The organism is Pseudomonas sp. Arb-4-2C (genome assembly GCF_055755015.1).
This window is the reverse complement of record NZ_CM146899.1, coordinates 4762488-4780672: the sequence shown is the minus strand read 5'-3', so window position 1 is coordinate 4780672 and position 18185 is coordinate 4762488. Positions and strand designations below refer to the sequence as shown.

Sequence of the window (18185 nt, the reverse complement as noted above, 5' to 3'; positions counted from 1 at the left end):
TATTCCTGTACAGGTTGTTATTTCTGTACAACTTTCAATCAGCATAGATTCGTACGTGTACAAGTCAACTCATTTGTATAAGTTTTTCCGGGTTTACATTATTGGCCGTGGGAGCGGGCTTGCTCGCGAAGGCGTCAGGTCGGCTGGATTGATGTGACTGACTCACCGCTTTCGCCAGCAAGCCCGCTCCCATGAGGGATGGGGGGGGCTATTTCCAGCCCAGTAGCCAGTGATCGTTGTTCTTCAGCGTCTGCCAATCGAGGCGCTCGGCGCGCTGCGTGAGCACCGCCTGCAATTCGATCTCCAGCACCGTACCGTCCTCGTCGCGGATCAGTTCGGTCACCAGAAAGTGCTTCTCACGATTTTGCGGGTGGGCTGCTGTCCACTTCGACAGCAGCAGTTTTTGCGGATTGATGCGGTTCACTGCAGGTTCTCGTGCAAGCGGCGCGCGGCTTCCTGACCGCTGAGCCAGGCCCCTTCGACGCGCCCTGACAGACACCAGTCGCCGCAGGCATACAGGCCCAGATCGGCATCGGCCAATGTGCCCCATTCGTGGCCGGTGGCAGGCCGTGCATAGAGCCAGCGGTGGGCGAGGCTGAAGGTCGGGGCGGGCATGGCGCTGTGCAGCAGTTCGGCAAAAGCACCGTGCAGTTGCTCGATCACCGCTTCCTTGGGCAGGTCGATATGCTGCCGGCTCCAGGCACTGCTGGCGTGCAGCACCCAAGTGTCGCAGGTGGTATCGCGTCCCGGTTTGCTGCGGTTGCGTGCCAGCCAGTCGAGGGGGCTGTCCTGCACAAAGCAACCTTCGATCGGGGTATCCAGCGGCGTATCGAAGGCGAGGGCGACGGCCCAGGTCGGGTCCATCTTCACCCCGGCTGCGGCGCCGGCGAGTTTCGGTGCGGCGGCCAGCAAGGCGGTGGCTTGCGGTGCCGGGGTGGCGATCACGACATGGCTGAAGGGGCCGTGAGTGAAACCTTCCGCGTCCTGCAGATGCCAATGTTCTTCACCGCGAAAGACTTCAGTGATGCGGCAGGCGAAATGCACTTCCAGGCCGTTGAGCAAACCACGGGTAATGGCGCTCATGCGCGGCGTGCCGACCCAGCGGGTCTGCTCGTCCGGCGACAGGTTCAGTTGCCCGCCCTGATAGGTGTAGAGCTGCGGTTGCCATTCGGCGACCCAACCCAGGCTTTGCCAGCGTTGCACCTCGGTGACGAAGCGTCGGTCGCGGGCCGTGAAATATTGCGCGCCCATGTCCAGAGAACCGGCGTCGCTGCGTTTGCTCGACATGCGTCCGCCGCTGCCGCGGCTTTTGTCGAAGAGCTGGACGGTATGTCCGGTCTCTGTCAGCGCCTGCGCGGCGGAGAGTCCGGCGATGCCGGTGCCGATGATTGCGATAGGTACAGTCATAGGGGCCTCGTTTACCTTTCTGTACAGACTACGCCGTGATTGAAACCTGTACAATTTTGTTTTTTGGTATAACTTCTAGCGTTCTCGTTCTGACAGCTTGGCCTATTGTTAAACAATAGAGCCTGCCCGATAGAAAAGATCCCTGCTTATAAAAATAGACTAGTGATCCGGGTAAAACGCCACGCGAGGAAGATGTCATGCGCATATTGCTGACCGGCGGTACTGGTTTGATAGGTCGTCAGCTCTGTCGCTATTGGTCAGGGCAGGGGCACCAGTTGACGGTGTGGAGTCGGCGCCCGGAAACAGTCGCGAAAATCTGTGGTGCGCAGGTGCGTGGGATTGCGCGTCTGGAAGATCTCGGTAACGAGCCGCTGGACGCGATCATCAACCTGGCCGGCGCGCCGATTGCTGATCGGCCATGGACCCACCGGCGCAAGGCGTTGTTGTGGAGCAGCCGCATCACCCTGACCGAAACACTGCTGGCCTGGCTGGAAGCACGCGAGCAGAAACCGCAGCTGCTGATCTCTGGCTCGGCAGTCGGCTGGTACGGCGACGGCGGTGAACGTGAGCTGACAGAAGATTCGCCGCCGGTGATCGACGATTTCGCCAGCCAGTTGTGCATCGCCTGGGAGGAGACTGCGCAACGTGCCGAAGCACAGGGCATTCGTGTGGTGCTGGTGCGGACCGGGCTGGTGCTGTCGGCCGAGGGCGGCTTTTTGTCGCGGCTGTTGCTGCCGTACAAACTCGGGCTGGGCGGGCCGCTGGGCAATGGCCGGCAGTGGATGCCGTGGATACACATCGAAGACCAAATCGGCCTGATTGATTTTCTTCTGCACCGCAATCAGGCGAGCGGTCCTTATAATGCCTGCGCACCGAAACCGGTGCGCAATCGCGAGTTTGCCAAGACATTGGGCAGTGTGTTGCACCGCCCGGCATTCATGCCGATGCCGGCACTGGCGCTGAAAGTCGGGCTTGGCGAAATGTCATTGTTGTTGCTGGGTGGCCAACGGGCCATGCCGGCACGCTTGCTGGAAGCGGGTTTCACTTTCCAGTTCACGGATTTGCGCGCGGCCCTGGATGAGCTCTCCGGCCGCCTTTGAAATAGGACGATGCATGACCGATCACGCCTTGCTTCTGGTCAACCTGGGTTCTCCGGCCTCTACCTCGGTGGCCGATGTACGCAGCTACCTCAATCAATTTCTGATGGACCCGTATGTGATCGACCTGCCGTGGCCGGTGCGGCGTCTGTTGGTGTCGCTGATTCTGATCAAGCGTCCCGAGCAATCGGCCCACGCCTACGCCTCGATCTGGTGGGAGGAGGGCTCGCCACTGGTGGTGCTCAGCCGTCGCCTGCAACAACAGATGACCTCGCAGTGGTCCCATGGTCCGGTGGAACTGGCGATGCGTTATGGCGAACCGTCGATTGCAACGAAGTTGCTGCAGTTGGTGGCTGCGGGGCACAAGCGCATTACCCTGGCGCCGCTTTATCCACAGTTCGCCGACAGCACCACCACCACGGTGATCGAAGAGGCCAAGCGGGTGATCCGCGAGCATAAACTCGATGTGAAACTCTCGATCCTGCAACCGTTTTACGATCAGCCGGAATACCTCGACGCCTTGGTTGCCAGTGCGAAACCGCATTTGCAGCAGGACTACGATCATTTGCTGCTGAGCTTCCACGGTTTGCCCGAGCGGCACCTGACCAAGCTCGATCCGACCGGCAAGCACTGCTTCAAAAACGCGGACTGCTGCAAGAATGCTTCGCCGGCAGTCCTCGCCACCTGCTACCGCGCCCAGTGTTTGCGTACGGCAGCCGAGTTCGCCAAGCGCGCGGGCGTTGCCGATGGCAAATGGTCGGTGTCGTTTCAGTCGCGGCTGGGGCGAGCCAAGTGGATCGAACCCTACACCGAAGCGCGGCTCGATGAGCTGGCAAAAAACGGGGTGAAGAAGATTCTGGTGATGTGCCCGGCGTTTGTCGCCGATTGCATCGAGACACTGGAAGAGATCGGTGATCGCGGCAAGGTACAGTTTCGCGAAGCAGGGGGCGAGGAGTTGGTGCTGGTGCCGTGCCTGAATGACGACCCGCAATGGGCGAAGGCATTGGCCACCTTGTGTGAACGAGCGCCGTTGGCCCTTTAAAAGTCAAAAGCTTCGCGAGCAAGCCCGCTTCCACCGGTACAGCGTGATCCAGGTGGGAGCGGGCTTGCTCGCGAATGCTATCGGTCAGACAACAAGGATCTAAAACCTTAGATCAGCGGTTCATCCGCCTTCTTGTTCTTCCAGCCATCGTTACCCGGCAGAATCAGGTTCAGCGCAATCGCCACCACCGCGCACAGCGCGATGCCTTTGAGGCCGAAGTCGTCCGGGCCAGTGCCGGTGCCGACCAGCACACCGCCGATACCGAATACCAGCGTCACCGAAACGATCACCAGATTGCGCGCCTCGCCCAGGTCGATCTTGTGACGGATCAGGGTGTTCATCCCCACCGCCGCGATCGAGCCGAACAACAGGCACAGAATCCCGCCCATCACCGGCACTGGAATGCTTTGCAGCAGCGCGCCGAACTTGCCGATGAACGCCAGGGTGATGGCGAAGATCGCCGCCCAGGTCATGATTTTCGGGTTGTAGTTCTTGGTCAGCATCACCGCGCCAGTCACTTCGGCGTAGGTGGTGTTTGGCGGTCCGCCGAACAGGCCGGCTGCGGTGGTGGCGATACCGTCACCGAGCAGGGTGCGGTGCAGGCCTGGCTTCTTCAGGTAATCGCGACCGGTCACGCTGCCCACGGCGATCACGCCGCCGATGTGCTCGATGGCCGGAGCCAACGCCACCGGAACAATGAACAGAATCGCCTGCCAGTTGAACTCCGGCGCGGTGAAGTGCGGAATCGCAAACCATGGCGCAGCGGCAATCTTCGCGGTATCGACCACGCCGAAATAGAACGACATGGCGAAACCGACCAGCACGCCGGAAATGATCGGCACCAGACGGAAGATGCCTTTGCCGAACACTGCCACGATCAACGTGGTCAGCAGCGCCGGCATCGAGATCATCATCGCGGTCTGGTAGTGGATCAGTTCGGAACCGTCGCCAGCCTTGCCCATCGCCATGTTCGCGGCAATCGGCGCCATGGCCAGGCCGATGGAAATGATCACCGGGCCAATCACCACGGGCGGCAACAGACGGTCAATGAAGCCTGTGCCCTTGATCTTCACGGCCAGGCCCAGGAAGGTGTAGACGAAACCGGCTGCCATCACGCCGCCCATGGTCGCGGCGAGGCCGAACTGGCCCTTGGCGAGAATGATCGGGGTGATGAAAGCGAAGCTCGACGCGAGGAACACCGGCACCTGACGCCCGGTGACGATCTGGAACAGGATCGTTCCCAGACCTGCGGTGAACAGTGCCACGTTCGGGTCCAGGCCCGTGATCAGCGGCATCAGCACCAGAGCGCCGAAAGCCACGAACAGCATCTGGGCGCCGGACAACACCGTACGCCAGAGCGGATCGTTGAACTCTTGCTGCATGGTTACGCGTCCTTCTGCTTGGTGCCGAAGATCTTGTCACCCGCATCGCCAAGCCCAGGAATGATGTAGCCGTGCTCGTTCAAGCGCTCATCGATGGACGCGGTATAGATGGTCACGTCCGGGTGAGCTTTTTCTACTGCAGCAATACCTTCCGGCGCGGCAACCAGCACCATCGCGCGGATATCCTTGCAGCCAGCCTTTTTCAGCAGGTCGATGGTCGCAACCATCGAGCTGCCGGTGGCGAGCATCGGGTCGATGATCATCGCCAGCCGTTCGTCGATTTCTGGAACCAGTTTCTCCAGATAGGTGTGCGCTTGCAGGGTCTCTTCGTTGCGGGCAACGCCCACAGCGGAAACCTTGGCCCCCGGGATCAGGCTCAGCACGCCTTCGAGCATGCCGATACCGGCGCGCAGGATCGGCACGACGGTGATCTTCTTGCCGGCGATTTTCTCGACCGACACGGTGCCGCACCAGCCTGCAATATCGTAGGACTCCAGCGGCAAATCTTTTGTAGCTTCATAGGTCAACAGGGCGCCGACTTCCTGAGCAAGCTCACGGAAATTCTTGGTGCTGATGTCAGCGCGGCGCATCAGGCCGAGTTTATGGCGGATCAGCGGATGGCGGATCTCGAGGATGGGCATGGAAAAACTCCGGCGGCAGGCAAAAAAACCGGCCTAGATTAATCTATCCGAGGGTGATGTCCTATAGGACATACAGTACGTTAGTCCATAAAGGCTTGATTCGGCCTCGATGGATGCGTACCTTTGCCCGCTTTTCCAATTCCGCCACCCCCTGGAGAGCGCCATGTCCGCTGATCTCGAGCATATCCGTCAAATCATGCGAGAGGCTGACTGCCTGTACACCGAATCTGAAGTCGAGGCGGCCATCGCCCGTGTCGGTGCACAAATCAACGAACAACTGGCTGACAGCAACCCGGTGGTGTTCTGCGTGATGAACGGCGGCCTGATCTTCTCCGGCAAGCTGCTGACTCACCTGCAGTTCCCGCTGGAAGCGTCCTACCTGCACGCCACGCGTTATCGCAATGAAACCAGCGGTGGCGACCTGTTCTGGAAGGCCAAGCCGGAAGTTTCGTTCATCGACCGTGACGTGCTGATCATCGACGACATCCTCGACGAAGGTCACACCCTGGGCGCAATCATCGACTTCTGCAAACACGCTGGCGCGCGCAAGGTGCACACCGCTGTGCTGATCGACAAGGATCACGACCGCAAGGCGCGTCCTGATCTGAAAGCAGACTTCGTCGGCCTGCCGTGCATTGACCGTTACATCTTCGGTTACGGCATGGACTACAAAGGCTACTGGCGCAACGCCAACGGGATCTTTGCCGTTAAAGGCATGTAAGAACCCTGCAGCATCCCCCTGTGGGAGCGGGCTTGCTCGCGAAGGCGTCGTGTCAGTCAGCATCATTGAAAGCTGACACACCGCTTTCGCGAGCAGGCTCGCTCCCGCAGTTGTTTTGTGTGTGCTGATCCATCCGCGATACCCATGCTAGAGTGCTCGGCCCCGCCCTCCGGAGCCAGTCATGCGCCTTCTGACCCGCAGCTTTGCCGCCCTCTTGCTGACCCTCAGCCTGCCGCTGGCCGCCGCGCCGATGCATAGCCAATTCCTGCCGCCGGACGACCTGACCCTGCGCGATGCTGAACCGGAACAGCAACAATTGCTGCAAGTCACCGATTATTCCGTGGTGGTCGGCGCACAGCGCCAGTCCAATCAGCAACCGATCCCGGTCACTTCGCCGCTGATGATCCGCCTCAAGGGCAAGTCCCTGAACAAGGGCGCGACCATCACGCAGGTCCTGCTCAACTTCGATGGCGAAAGCAAAAGCCTGAAAAAACCGGTGTACGACGACAAGCGCAAAACCCTGACGCTGTATTACCCGCTGGCCCAGTACCGGGTGGTGATCGATCTGCTGCGCAACGACACGGTGTATGTGCAGTTCCTCGGTTACGCCAACGGCCATATCTGGGCCGATTTGCACACCGGGGCCGTTCGATCGCGTTGAGCCGGGCGCCCGGGCAGGGGTAAACTGCCCGCCCCGTGTAATGTCTGCGAGCTGGAGTCGGCAATGCGTAAAGATAAGAAACAGGTGATTGGTGACGAGATCGGCGATGAGCAGATCAAGCTGTTCCTCGATTTTGAGCCGGTCGACGCCACTTCGCCGTCGCTGCACAAACTGATCAAGGCTTACCGTGGCCTGCGCATCGACGACTTCGAGCGCTTTCTGGGCTTCTTCGTCGAGGCCGGTTATGACGTTGATGGCAAAGACGAGCAGGGCAAGACCTTCGTTGACCTGATCGCGGATCAGCGCAATGCGCCGGACTACATCGAGCTGATCGAAAAGTCCCGCACCTGACCGTTGGCTCAACAGATTTTTGCCGGATAGGCTGGTATTGGTTCTGAGCCCTTCGCGAGCAAGCCCGCTCCCACGGTGGATCTCCTGTGTACACAAGATGTGTGGCAACAGAGATCAAAATGTGGGAGCGGGCTTGCTCGCGAAAGCGATGTAACTCACACCATGGATTTTGTGGCTGACTAAAAAAAACGCCCCGCACTCACTGAGTACGGGGCGTTTTTCATGCGGCGTGATCAAGCGAAGCTTGGGGTCTCGCTGCTTTCTTCAACCAGTTCCAGCGCGATGTTGTTCTGCGTGTTGATCTTGCGATACAGCGCAGCATCGGTCTCCAGGACTTTCTCGCGGGCCGGGAAGATCTCGGCCAGTTTGGCAGCCCATTCACCCTTGGCCTTGGCCGGGAAGCATTTCTCGATCAGTTCCAGCATGATCGAAACGGTTACCGAAGCACCTGGCGAAGCGCCGAGCAGGGCGGCGAGGGAGCCGTCCTTGGCCGCGACCAGTTCGGTACCGAATTGCAGGATGCCGCCCTTTTTCGGGTCTTTCTTGATGATCTGCACCCGCTGACCGGCCACTTCCAGGCGCCAGTCTTCGGCTTTCGCCTCGGGGTAGAAGCGGCGCAGCGAATCCAGGCGCTGCTCCATCGATTGCATCACTTCGCTGACCAGGTACTTGGTCAGGTCCATGTTGTTTTTCGCCACGGCCAGCATCGGCCCGATGTTGCCGGCGCGCACCGACATCGGCAGGTCCATGAAGGAGCCGTGCTTGAGGAACTTGGTGGTGAAACCGGCGTATGGTCCAAACAGCAGGGATTTCTTGCCGTCGACCACGCGGGTGTCCAGGTGTGGCACCGACATCGGTGGCGAACCCACTGCGGCCTGGCTGTAAACCTTGGCCTGGTGCTGTTTGACCACTTCCGGGTTGTCGCAACGCAGCCACTGGCCGCTGATCGGGAAGCCGCCGAAGCCTTTGCTTTCTTCGATGCCCGAAGCCTGCAGCAACGGCAGCGCCGCACCGCCAGCGCCGAGGAAAACAAACTTGGCATCGACTTCACGGCTGCTGCCGCTGTTGACGTCCTTGATGCTGACGGTCCAGCCGGCGCCGTTACGCTTGAGGCCGGTCACGCGCTTGCAGTATTTGACCTGGGTGTCGGGAGCGCTGGTCAGGTGCTTGAGCAACTGATTGGTCAGGGCGCCGAAGTTGACGTCGGTGCCGTTCATCACGCGGGTGGCGGCCAGCACTTCATCCGGCGAGCGGCCCGGCATCATCAGCGGCATCCACTCGGCCATTTTGGCCTTGTCTTCGGTGTACTCCATATCGGAGAACGCGTGATGCTTGTGCAGCACGTCAAAACGTTCCTTGAGGAAGGAAACGCCTTTGTCACCCTGCACGAAGCTCAGGTGCGGCACCGGGCTGATGAAGGATTTGCACGAGCCAAAGGTGCCTTTCTTCGTCAGGTATGACCAGAACTGCTTGGACACTTCGAACTGGGTGTTGATGTGCACGGCTTTCTTGATGTCGACGCTGCCGTCGGCCGCTTGCGGCGTGTAGTTCAGCTCGCACAGGCCGGCGTGGCCGGTACCGGCGTTGTTCCACGGGTTGGAACTCTCCGCCGCACCGGAATCCATCAACTCGACGACTTCCAGCTTGATCGCCGGGTCGAGCTCTTTGAGCAGTACTGCCAGGGTGGCACTCATGATGCCGGCCCCAACCAGAACTACGTCGACTGCTTCGTTATGCGCCATTTAACGCGTCTCCAAAATCTGCAGCACCAAATTGTCGGCATGGCTGCCAGGGAGTGACGGGGCAGGTCAGTTGCGCCCCAGATACCCATGGCCAGGTTCGCCATGTCCGAATCTTCGCAATTTTTCGCAACTTCGACGGATGCGTGCGGCCTGGCTTCAAGAGCTCCATGAACTCATTTCAGCACGCGGCTGGCAATTCGACTTATGGTCGAGACATCCGTTTTTGTGCAACCAAATCCGTAGCGGACAGGCTTCAGGCTCCGATATTCGAGGTATACCCGGTCCCGTGTCGTTGGGCTGTTTCAGACGCTAATGGTGCATGTTCAGACGCAAAACTTTTCATTTGCTCGCCACACTCTTGTGAAGTTGTGAAAACCCGTTTTTTTCACGCTCTTTTGAAGACGTGAACCTCAAAAAAGGGCTGTCCAGGCCTGGCACCCTGCCCGCAAGGGCAAAACAACGCGGTGGCCGAGCGTCATGACAGCTCTGCAGATTCGCGAAAAGCGGGGTTTTTGCCGGAAGAACAGGCAAGCGCGCCAACTTCACTCGATCTGTGTGGGCGGCTCTCTGTGGGCGATTTTGATGTCGATGCAAGCGCATTGACGCTGTTGCGGGGCCCGATCAGGAGACGTCCTTATAATCGGGGGGAGATTGTATCGAAGAAATGCGGGCAGTTGCTCGTGTTTAATGACTTTTATTAGGCATCCGGTCAGATGCTCAACATCGCCTGTACCCGTGCGCGGGGCTGCGACGGTATGACGCGGGCGCTGGCGGGCAGTGGTTGGTGCAACCAGTTGAGGCGGATTTCTTCGATTTCCACCCAACCGTCGCCCATCGGTTGCAGGCTGCACTGCTTGAATGCCTGGCAGTGGCCGTTGCGGTCGAGCAGGGCAAAGCTGCGGTGCAGCGGACGTGGGGCGAACAACGAGATCAGATAACGCATGGCGAGTACCTTGTTGGAGGACTGCTTTGAAGCTTGCCAGGCAGCCGTGACGCCAAGGTGTATGGGCGGTGAATAATCTGTGACAGGAACCGCTTTCCCAAGGGTTTGTCAGACATTTGAGTATTCACTGTCGAGTGCTGGTGACCCACAGTGGCCCACCGCTATACTGCCGGCCTGTTTGTGCCTGATTCTGGAGAAAAGAGCATGTTGCAACGCCTGTTGTTCGGTTTGATCACTGTGACCAGTTTGACGCTGGTTGGCTGCGCCCACAGCCCGCAACAACTGAGCCCGGAACCGAAGCTGACCACGCAGCTGGCGCCGGTCGGTCATGGCCAGCAAGTGGTGGTGCGCGTGGTTGACGGTCGTCCGTCGCCAACCCTCGGCACCCGTGGCGGCCTGTACCCGGAAACCAGCGCCATCACCGTGCAGCGCGAGCAGATCCTGCCCAAGTTGCAGGCTCAGGCTGAAGCCGCCGTGCGTCTGCTCGGCTTCACCCCGACCAGCAACGCGATGAACGCGCCGCAGCTGACCGTGACCCTGACCGAGCTGAAGTACCAGTCGCCCAAAGAAGGCATGTACGTGACCGAAGCTACCATCGGCGCGACCTTCCGTTCCGACGTGCAGAGCGGCAACCGTCGTTACAGCGGCCGTTACGGTGCTTCGCTGGACCAGCGTTTCGGCATGGCGCCTAACCAGGAAACCAACACCAAGCTGGTCAGCGACGTGTTGAGCGACGCCTTGACCCGTCTGTTCAAGGACCCGACCGTGGGTCAGATCCTCGCCGAATAAGCTTTTCGGCAGCTGTAAAAAAGCCCGGTGCCAGCAATGGCCCCGGGCTTTTTTGCGGCCACAGAGTTCGAATCTGCACAATTCCTCTGTGGGAGTGGGCTTGCTCGCGAAGGCGGTGGGCCAGTCGAAATCAGTGTTGAATAACACGACGCCTTCGCGAGCAAGCCCGCTCCCACAAGGGGATTTGGGTTGTTCAGGCGGCTTGTGAATAGAAGTCGAGAACACTCACACCCGCCAGCAGATCAGCCTCCGGCAAATCCGCATGTTGATGCCCGCCGAGGGCGCAATACACCAGCCAATGACGATCCTGAACATTGAAGGCGAGGCTGCCGACGAGGCTCTGTTGTTCGTCGGTCGGGGTGATGAGGTACAGGCGATCCTGGTTTTCTGCGTGAAGCATGTCGCGTTCCATGTGTGTTTCGAGGCGCGCATGGTGGCCGATCCAAATGACGAAGCAGTGACACAGGACAGCCATCGGTCGATTGTCAGGTTATTTGTCGCAAAGGCTAGGGTAGTGCAGGAGGGTTTCGGTAGAATCCGCGCCGCAGTCGTCGAACGGGCGTCTGCCACACCGATTCAGTTCCGAGGTCTGTGATGTCGCTGCACTTGATGACGCTGTTTACCGCCCATCCCGCCAAATTGATCAACCTGCTGGCGCTGGCACTGGCCTTCCCGGGCAGTTGGCTGCTGCACGCGACCCGTCGTCGTGAACAACGCGCCATGGCCAGCATCGCCGCTCAACGTCAGGCCCAACCGAACGCCGAGCCGATTCTGGATTGGGCGACGTTGCGCATGAACCGGTTCTTCTACCGCTTTGGTTTTGCCTGCCTCGGCCTGGCCCTGATCGTCTCCTGGATCAGCACGCGCTTCTGAAGCGAATGCAAAACCCTGTGGCGAGGGGATAAATCGCCTCGCCACAAGGGCTGCGCTATGCGTGCTTACAGCGGCAACCCAGCCTTGACCCGGTACTGATTGCGCACCGGCGTCGCATATTGCAGCACCAGATACGGACGGTGCTCTTCAGGGCAGGCGTCCAGTCGGCTCTGCCATTCTTCCTGTGCCTTGGCCAGTTCATCTGCCGGGAACACCTCGGCCGCTTTCGGCACGTTCAGTTGCGGATCGGCATCGGCCCACTGCGCGTACGCCAGGTAATGCACCGGGAACAGGCGGTAACCGCCGAGAATCTGCTTGTCCATCTCGACCGCCAATTGCTTGGTGTCTTCGAACAGCTCGCTGATCGGCGCGGCGAAGTTCACGTGCACCCGGCCCTTGTAGCCGGTGATGCCCTTGGCAATGCTCACGTCATCCTCGCCCGGCGCCTTGGCGTAGGTGCCGGTGGTGGCGCGGATGTACAGCTCGCGGGCCTTGGCCTGATCGCACGGGTCGTATTCGTAGCTGATCGACACCGGGGTCAGGTTCAGCGACTGGATGACTTCGCCGAACGGCTCGTCCTTGCGGCTCATGTGGAACATCTTGAGGATCGCCGACTCGGTACGGTCATCGCCGTCCTTGGCCCGGCCTTCGGCCTGAGCGATCCAGATCGAGGCGCAATCGTTGCGGATCGAGTGGTTGATGTACGCCGACAGCAGCTGATACGCGGCCATTTTTTCGCGACGGCCGGTGATCGAACGGTGCACGATGAAGCTCTTGTTCAGGCGCATCAGGTCGCTGACAAACGGCTTCTGCAGCAGGTTGTCGCCAATCGCGATGCGTGGCGTCGGCAGGCCGGCGTGGTACACGGCGTAGTTGACGAAGGCCGGGTCCATCACGATATCGCGGTGGTTGGCGATGAACAGATAAGCGCTGCCGGACTTGAATTGCTCGACCCCGGTGTAGGTCACGCCATCGGTGGCGCGCTCGATGGTGTGGTCGACGTAGGACTCGACCTTGTCCTGCAAAGTCGCCACCGAAGTCACGCCGGCGAACTCACGACGCAGCCGATGGGCTATAAGTGGTTTGAGCATCCAGCCGAAGGCACCGGCAAAACGCGGGAAGCGGAAGTGGGTGAGGATATCTAGAAACGCCTTGTCGCCGAGCAGTCTTGCCAGTACCACAGGTACTTCGCTGTCGTCGTAAGGTCGGATGGCATCGAATTCGCCCATCATGCTCTCTTGTTGGAAACGGCTAGGGTAAGTAAAGGTTTTGATCGAAAAGCCGCGGGGCACGGTCTGAAAAAGTAGCCAGACAAAAATAGCCCTGCAAATAGACCGGCGATTATACGCACAAGTCACTTGGGAGACCGCGATGCTGGAGAGCGCACTGTACGAATGTCCGTATTGTGGTGAGGAAGTCGAAACGACTGTCGATCTGTCCGGCGGCGATCAGACCTACATCGAGGACTGTCAGGTGTGTTGTCGACCGATCACGTTTGTGTTGCAGGTTCACGGCGAGGACTGGTTTCTGGAAGTTTTCAGCGAAAACGAGTGAGGGGCGCCCATGCAGCGAATCTACGAGCCGGAAAACCTGATGGAAGGCGAAATGCTCAAGGGCATGCTTGCCAGCGAAGGCATCGAGGCGCATCTGGTCGGCCGCGATCTGCTCGGTGGTACGGGCGAGTTGCCGATCTTCGGATTGCTGGGATTGTCTGTCGATAACGATCAGGCCGAGTACGCCCGCGAGCTGATCACCGCGTACAATGCCGCGCTGCCGCTGCCCGGCGATGAACCGGAGAGCTTCCCCGGCACGTTGGTCTGTTAGGCTGGCGTTCGTTTTACTTCTGAGTCGTGTTGCCCCATGTGTGGACGTTATGCCCTGTTTCGCTGGAACCGTGACTTCGCGGCCCTGCCTGGTTTTCCCGCCGATCAGCAGGCGCAGTGGAACATTTCCCCCAATGATTCGGTGTTGATGCTGCGTGCCGAGGCCGATGGCCAGCGCACGCTGGCCCGCGCCCGTTGGGGCCTGACGCCGCCGTGGCTGACCGATCTGTCGAAAACCCCCGCACATGCCCGGGCCGAGACGGTGGCCGAACAACCGATGTTTCGCGAAGCGCTGCGCCTGCGTCGCTGCCTGCTGCCGGCCAATGGTTTCTACGAATGGCGCGGCACCGTGCGCAAGCGCCCGTACTGGTTGACGCCGGGGGAGGGCTCTTCGCTGTTTTTCGCGGCGATCTGGGAAGCGTATCCGGTGCAGGAGCAGGTGTGGCTGAGCGCGGCAGTGATCACTCAGCCGGCGGCCAGTCAGCGTCGACCGCTGATTCTCGATGAGGCGGGGCAAGCGGCCTGGCTCGATCCCGAGACGCCGCTGCATGTGTTGCAGGGCTTGCTGGCCAGTGAACCTGCCGCATTGCGCGAGCGGGTGTTGGCGAACCTGGTGAATGATCCGAAACTCAACGGGCCGGAGTGTCTGACCCCGGGTTGATGCATTGTCCGTGCGGGCCCCTTCGCGAGCAGGCTCGCTCCCACATTGGAATGCATTTCAACTGTGGGAGCGAGCCTGCTCGCGAAGGCGATTTCGGATCAGACCTTGAACTGGTTGATCAACCGCCGCTGCTGTTCCGCCAGCTTGGTCAGATCGGCACTCGCCGAACTCGACTCATCCGCACCCCCCGCCACTTCATTCGCCACCTGGCCGATATTGATCACATTGCGGTTGATGTCATCCGCCACCGCGCTCTGCTCTTCTGCCGCGCTGGCGATCTGCGTGTTCATGTCGTTGATCACCGACACCGCCTGGGTAATCGTCTCCAGCGCTTGCGCGGCTTTCGCCGCGTGCTGCACGCTTTCGTCGGTGCGGCTCTGACTGTCTTCCATGACCCGCACCACGTCGCGGGTACCCTGTTGCAGTTGCTGGATCATGGTCTGGATTTCTTCGGTGGCCTTCTGCGTCTTCTGCGCCAGATTGCGCACCTCGTCCGCCACCACCGCAAAGCCGCGCCCCTGTTCGCCGGCACGCGCCGCTTCGATCGCCGCGTTCAGCGCCAACAGGTTGGTCTGTTCGGCGATCCCGCGAATGGCAGTGAGGATCGCGTTGATGTTCTCGCTGTCCTTGGCCAGGGTCTGCACCACGTCCACGGCCTTGCCGATTTCCACCGCCAGCACGCCAATCGAATTCGAGGTGTCACGGACAATCTGCATGCCTTGTCCGGCCGCCTGATCCGCGTGGCTGGCGGCTTGCGCGGCCTGGGTGGCGTTGCGCGCGACGTCTTGCGCAGTCGCGGTCATTTCCTGCACGGCGGTGGCGACCTGATCGATCTCGGCCATTTGTTTCTGAATGCCGATGTTGGTGCGAATGGCGATGTCGGCGGTGTGTTCGGAGGAATCGCTGACGCTCTGCACCGACGTCACCACCTGCGTGATCATCGCCTGCAGCTTGGCGAGGAAGGTGTTGAAACCCTTGGCAATCGAACCCAGTTCGTCGCTGCGATCACTGCTCAAGCGACGGGTCAGATCGCCTTCACCCTTGGCAATGTCATCCAGCATGGCGACCATTTGCTTGAGCGGTCGGGCGATACCGTGGCCCACCAGCCAGATCACCAATAGGCCGACGCCTGCGATGATCAGACCGACCATGGCCATGCCGAACGTATCGGATTTGCGCTGGGCATCAAGGTCGGCCTGGAGTTTCTGCAGATCCGCCATCACTGCGTTCAGCGGCAATTGCAGCATCAAGGTCCAGCGGGCGTCGGTCTGGCCGATGCCGAACGGCAGGTACAACTCGATGCGGCCCTTGTCCTTGTTGACCGAGTAGGTGACTTCGCCGCGCTTGAGATTGGCCATGTTGGCGATCTGCTCGGCGTCGAGAATGTCGCTGACCTTCTCGCCGAATTTGCTCGGGTCCTTGGTGTAGGCGACGATCCGGCCGTTGCCGCCGATCAGGGCCATCTGCCCGGCGCCGCTGTACAGTTTCTGGTTGGCAGCGAGGAGCATTTCCTGGATGAAGTTCACCGACAGGTCGGCGCCGACAATGCCCTGGAACGCACCGTTGAGCATGATCGGTTCAATAAATGAGGCGAGCATGACGATCTTGTCGCCGACCTTATAGGGCGCCGGATCGATCACGCAGGCTTTCTTGCTCTCTTTCGAGCACAGGTAATACTCGCTGGCGCGCACGCCGGTGGAGAGGACTTTCTGGTCGTTGACGTCCACCAGTTTGTCCAGGCCGAGGGTGCCGTCGTCATTGCGGAACCACCATGGCAGGAAGCGCCCGTTCGCCGCATCGATGCCGACCACGCTGGTGCCGACGTAGGCCGCATCATTGTGGTCCAGTGCGTTCTTTTCCCAGCCGATGTAGGTGCCGAGAATCTTCGGGTTCTTCTCGACGTTCTCCTTGATCAGACTGATCAACTGCTCGCGGCTGACGGTCAGGCGCGGCTGACCATCGGCGCCCGGTGTGCCGAGCAGCGCGTTGACGCGCACCAGTCCGCCAGCAATCAGCAGCGGCGCCTCGAGTTCGCGCTGGATCTGGCTGACCTGGGTCTGGGCCAGCGAGGTCAGGCGTTGTTCGATGACTTGTTCGAACTGTGCCTGAGTGCGCTGTTGCACCATGTCCTGGGTGCGGGCGCCGGAAAACAGCGCGTACAGCACCAGCGCGGCAACCACGCTGAGGACGATGGCGCCGGCCAGGGCGGCGACGGAAAACTGGATCGACTTGAACTTCATGGGAGCTCCGCACGCAAGAGGACGTCTGCGCTGTTGTATCGGCAGCAGGCATTGCGCCATGAGTGCTGAGCGGAACTATGGATAGAGGATGTCGCAAATGGATCAGTGCGCGACGCAGTTGCAGAGGGCGCTGCGCGGCCCTGTGAATTTTTTCCTACAGGGTCAGCCGACGACTTCTGAAAGTGCATGCAACACGTCTGTTGTATCTGGCGTCGATACAATTACCCGCCTAGGATACGCGGCATGTTTTCAGGGAGCTTTTGAATGAACAAGACATTGGTTGTAAGTGCACTGAGCGCAGCGCTGTTGCTGGCCGGTTGTCAGTCGGTCAACACCACCAGCGGCGGAGCCGTGGGCGTGGAGCGCAAGCAGTACATGTTCAGCATGCTGTCCTCGCAAGAGGTCGACCAGATGTATGCCCAGTCCTATCAGAAGACCGTTGGCGAGGCGTCGAGCAAAGGCGTGCTGGACAAGACCAGCCCCGAGGCCAAGCGGGTTCAGGCGATTGCCAACCGGCTGATTGCCCAGGCGCCGAACTTCCGCCCCGATGCCGCGCAATGGCAGTGGGAAGTCAACCTGATCAAGAGTGATGAACTCAACGCCAACTGCGGCCCTGGCGGCAAGATCATTTTCTACACCGGGCTGATCGATAGCCTGAAACTCACTGACGATGAAATCGCCGCGGTGATGGGCCATGAAATCGCCCACGCCCTGCGCGAGCACGGTCGTGAAGCGATGTCCAAGGCTTACGGGATCGAGATGGCCAAGCAGGGTGCTGGGGCGTTGTTCGGTCTGGGTCAGGACAGCCTGGCGCTGGCTGACACCGTTGCCAACTACGGCATGACCTTGCCCAACAGCCGCGCCAACGAAAACGAAGCCGACCTGATCGGCCTCGAGCTGGCGGCACGCGCCGGGTACAACCCGAATGCGGCGATCACCTTGTGGAACAAGATGAGCAAGGCCTCGGAAGGCGCACCGCCGGAATTCATGAGCACGCACCCGGCATCAGCCAGCCGGATCGCCTCGTTGCAGGCGGCGATTCCGAAGGTGATGCCGCTGTACGAGAAAGCTCCGAAATCCTGATGGATTTTCAGGGCTGCTGATGGCCCCTTCGCGAGCAGGCTCGCTCCCACTTTGAAATGCATTCCATTGTGGGAGCGTGCTTGTCTCCGGGCGGAGTTCCGACGAAGAACGATGACGCGGTCTATCGACTGACGCCGTTAAACCCAGCCACTGCTCTGCATCGCCTTGTACACCGCAACGATCGCCAGAATGAAGAACGCCGAAGCCGCCAGGCGACGGATCAAGGTCAGCGGCAATTTGTCAGCGGCAAAATTACCCGCCAATACCACCGGCACGTTGGCAATCAACATGCCCGCCGTCGTACCGATAATCACCAGCCACAGCTCCGGATATTGCGCCGCCAGCATCACCGTGGCGATCTGCGTCTTGTCACCGATTTCGGCCAGGAAGAACGCGATCAGCGTGGTCAGGAAGGGGCCGAACTTGCGCGCGGTGCTGGCTTCATCGTCGTCCATCTTGTCCGGGACCAAAGTCCACAGGGCAGTGGCGGTGAAGCTTGCAGCGAGAATCCAGTGCAGCACCGCGTCTGAGAAGAAACTGCCGAACCAGGCGCCTACCGCACCGGCTGCCGCGTGGTTGGCCAGGGTCGCGGCGACGATACCGGCAATGATCGGCCAGGGTTTGCGAAAGCGAGCGGCGAGAATCAGCGCGAGCAGTTGCGTCTTGTCGCCGATTTCGGCCAAGGCAACGATTGCGGTGGGAACGAGTAACGAGTCCAGCATCAGGATT

At 60.2% G+C, this 18185-nt stretch carries 21 protein-coding genes and 1 pseudogene; 11 read left to right on the top strand and 11 right to left on the bottom strand.

The genetic code is table 11. From position 1 onward, the window contains the following. Positions 1-208: 208 nt before the first annotated feature. Together AC0J41_RS21615 and AC0J41_RS21610 are read right to left on the bottom strand one after the other, a co-directional pair. Complete coding sequence (locus AC0J41_RS21615) at positions 209-424, bottom strand: TIGR02450 family Trp-rich protein (RefSeq protein ID WP_025109333.1); 216 nt, start codon at positions 422-424, stop codon at positions 209-211. Next, positions 421-1407, bottom strand: coding sequence for an NAD(P)/FAD-dependent oxidoreductase (locus AC0J41_RS21610; protein WP_025109332.1), 987 nt, complete (start codon positions 1405-1407; stop codon positions 421-423). The genes AC0J41_RS21615 and AC0J41_RS21610 overlap by 4 nt, the downstream gene beginning before the upstream one ends. A 197-nt stretch (positions 1408-1604) precedes the next feature. On the opposite strand from AC0J41_RS21610, the gene AC0J41_RS21605 reads away from it, so the two are divergent. Next, the gene (locus tag AC0J41_RS21605) at positions 1605-2507 is read left to right on the top strand and encodes a TIGR01777 family oxidoreductase (protein WP_473013564.1); all 903 of its coding nucleotides are present in this window, start codon (positions 1605-1607) and stop codon (positions 2505-2507) included. A 13-nt stretch (positions 2508-2520) separates the two neighbouring features. Next, the gene (hemH, locus tag AC0J41_RS21600) at positions 2521-3546 is read left to right on the top strand and encodes a ferrochelatase (RefSeq protein WP_473013563.1); all 1026 of its coding nucleotides are present in this window, start codon (positions 2521-2523) and stop codon (positions 3544-3546) included. Positions 3547-3653: 107 nt separating this feature from the next. Here hemH and AC0J41_RS21595 read toward each other — a convergent pair whose 3' ends face one another. Beyond that, positions 3654-4928: a uracil-xanthine permease family protein gene (locus AC0J41_RS21595; RefSeq protein WP_025109329.1), complete on the bottom strand. Its 1275-nt coding sequence runs from the start codon at positions 4926-4928 to the stop codon at positions 3654-3656. A gap of 2 nt (positions 4929-4930) precedes the next feature. Continuing rightward, positions 4931-5569 (bottom strand): uracil phosphoribosyltransferase, encoded by a 639-nt coding sequence (gene upp / locus AC0J41_RS21590; RefSeq protein WP_007912842.1) that lies wholly within the window; start codon positions 5567-5569, stop codon positions 4931-4933. Positions 5570-5732: 163 nt separating this feature from the next. Between upp and AC0J41_RS21585 the strand changes: the two genes are divergently transcribed. The 3 genes from AC0J41_RS21585 to AC0J41_RS21575 all read left to right on the top strand — a co-directional run bounded on the left by AC0J41_RS21585 (position 5733) and on the right by AC0J41_RS21575 (position 7302). Beyond that, positions 5733-6290 carry a hypoxanthine-guanine phosphoribosyltransferase gene (locus AC0J41_RS21585; RefSeq protein ID WP_016987197.1) on the top strand — a complete coding sequence of 186 codons (558 nt, stop codon included), beginning with the start codon at positions 5733-5735 and terminating at the stop codon, positions 6288-6290. A 181-nt stretch (positions 6291-6471) separates the two neighbouring features. Then, positions 6472-6951, top strand: a complete 480-nt coding sequence (locus AC0J41_RS21580) for a hypothetical protein (RefSeq protein WP_025109328.1) — start codon at positions 6472-6474, stop codon at positions 6949-6951. Positions 6952-7014: 63 nt separating this feature from the next. Continuing rightward, entirely contained in the window at positions 7015-7302 is a 288-nt protein-coding gene (locus AC0J41_RS21575; RefSeq protein WP_025109327.1) for a PA4642 family protein, read from the top strand. Between the two features lie 233 nt (positions 7303-7535). Here AC0J41_RS21575 and mqo read toward each other — a convergent pair whose 3' ends face one another. Further along, complete coding sequence (mqo, locus tag AC0J41_RS21570; RefSeq protein WP_473013562.1) at positions 7536-9044, bottom strand: malate dehydrogenase (quinone); 1509 nt, start codon at positions 9042-9044, stop codon at positions 7536-7538. A gap of 709 nt (positions 9045-9753) precedes the next feature. Next, a complete protein-coding gene (locus AC0J41_RS21565) occupies positions 9754-9987 on the bottom strand; it encodes a hypothetical protein (protein WP_003228102.1) in 234 nt (77 codons plus the stop codon). Positions 9988-10191: 204 nt separating this feature from the next. On the opposite strand from AC0J41_RS21565, the gene AC0J41_RS21560 reads away from it, so the two are divergent. After that, on the top strand, positions 10192-10776 hold the full coding sequence (locus tag AC0J41_RS21560; protein ID WP_025109324.1) for a YajG family lipoprotein: 585 nt from the start codon (positions 10192-10194) through the stop codon (positions 10774-10776). 193 nt (positions 10777-10969) lie between these two features. On the opposite strand, the gene AC0J41_RS21555 is transcribed toward AC0J41_RS21560, so the two are convergent. Then, complete coding sequence (locus AC0J41_RS21555) at positions 10970-11176, bottom strand: hypothetical protein (RefSeq protein WP_473013561.1); 207 nt, start codon at positions 11174-11176, stop codon at positions 10970-10972. 194 nt (positions 11177-11370) lie between these two features. Here AC0J41_RS21555 and AC0J41_RS21550 point away from each other — a divergent pair, with 194 nt between their 5' ends. After that, entirely contained in the window at positions 11371-11649 is a 279-nt protein-coding gene (locus AC0J41_RS21550) for a hypothetical protein (protein ID WP_007967709.1), read from the top strand. Positions 11650-11714: 65 nt separating this feature from the next. On the opposite strand, the gene AC0J41_RS21545 is transcribed toward AC0J41_RS21550, so the two are convergent. Beyond that, positions 11715-12878, bottom strand: a complete 1164-nt coding sequence (locus AC0J41_RS21545) for a 1-acyl-sn-glycerol-3-phosphate acyltransferase (RefSeq protein ID WP_025109322.1) — start codon at positions 12876-12878, stop codon at positions 11715-11717. Between the two features lie 142 nt (positions 12879-13020). Between AC0J41_RS21545 and AC0J41_RS21540 the strand changes: the two genes are divergently transcribed. Genes AC0J41_RS21540 through AC0J41_RS21530 form a run of 3 tightly spaced genes read left to right on the top strand, consistent with a single transcriptional unit; the run spans position 13021 to position 14133 of the window. After that, positions 13021-13203: a CPXCG motif-containing cysteine-rich protein gene (locus AC0J41_RS21540; protein WP_020799766.1), complete on the top strand. Its 183-nt coding sequence runs from the start codon at positions 13021-13023 to the stop codon at positions 13201-13203. A gap of 9 nt (positions 13204-13212) precedes the next feature. Beyond that, positions 13213-13473, top strand: coding sequence for a putative signal transducing protein (locus AC0J41_RS21535; protein WP_025109321.1), 261 nt, complete (start codon positions 13213-13215; stop codon positions 13471-13473). A 36-nt stretch (positions 13474-13509) separates the two neighbouring features. Beyond that, positions 13510-14133 (top strand): SOS response-associated peptidase, encoded by a 624-nt coding sequence (locus AC0J41_RS21530; protein ID WP_473013560.1) that lies wholly within the window; start codon positions 13510-13512, stop codon positions 14131-14133. A gap of 98 nt (positions 14134-14231) precedes the next feature. Here AC0J41_RS21530 and AC0J41_RS21525 read toward each other — a convergent pair whose 3' ends face one another. Continuing rightward, positions 14232-14975 carry a methyl-accepting chemotaxis protein gene (locus AC0J41_RS21525; RefSeq protein ID WP_371262557.1) on the bottom strand — a complete coding sequence of 248 codons (744 nt, stop codon included), beginning with the start codon at positions 14973-14975 and terminating at the stop codon, positions 14232-14234. A gap of 111 nt (positions 14976-15086) precedes the next feature. Next, a pseudogene (locus AC0J41_RS21520) lies at positions 15087-15284 on the bottom strand (HAMP domain-containing protein); the annotation flags it as partial. A gap of 1353 nt (positions 15285-16637) precedes the next feature. Here AC0J41_RS21520 and AC0J41_RS21515 point away from each other — a divergent pair. Continuing rightward, positions 16638-17456: a M48 family metallopeptidase gene (locus AC0J41_RS21515; RefSeq protein ID WP_007967719.1), complete on the top strand. Its 819-nt coding sequence runs from the start codon at positions 16638-16640 to the stop codon at positions 17454-17456. Positions 17457-17593: 137 nt separating this feature from the next. Here the strand turns inward: AC0J41_RS21515 and AC0J41_RS21510 are convergent, their stop codons facing one another. Further along, positions 17594-18178: a TMEM165/GDT1 family protein gene (locus AC0J41_RS21510; RefSeq protein WP_025109317.1), complete on the bottom strand. Its 585-nt coding sequence runs from the start codon at positions 18176-18178 to the stop codon at positions 17594-17596. Positions 18179-18185: the final 7 nt, after the last annotated feature.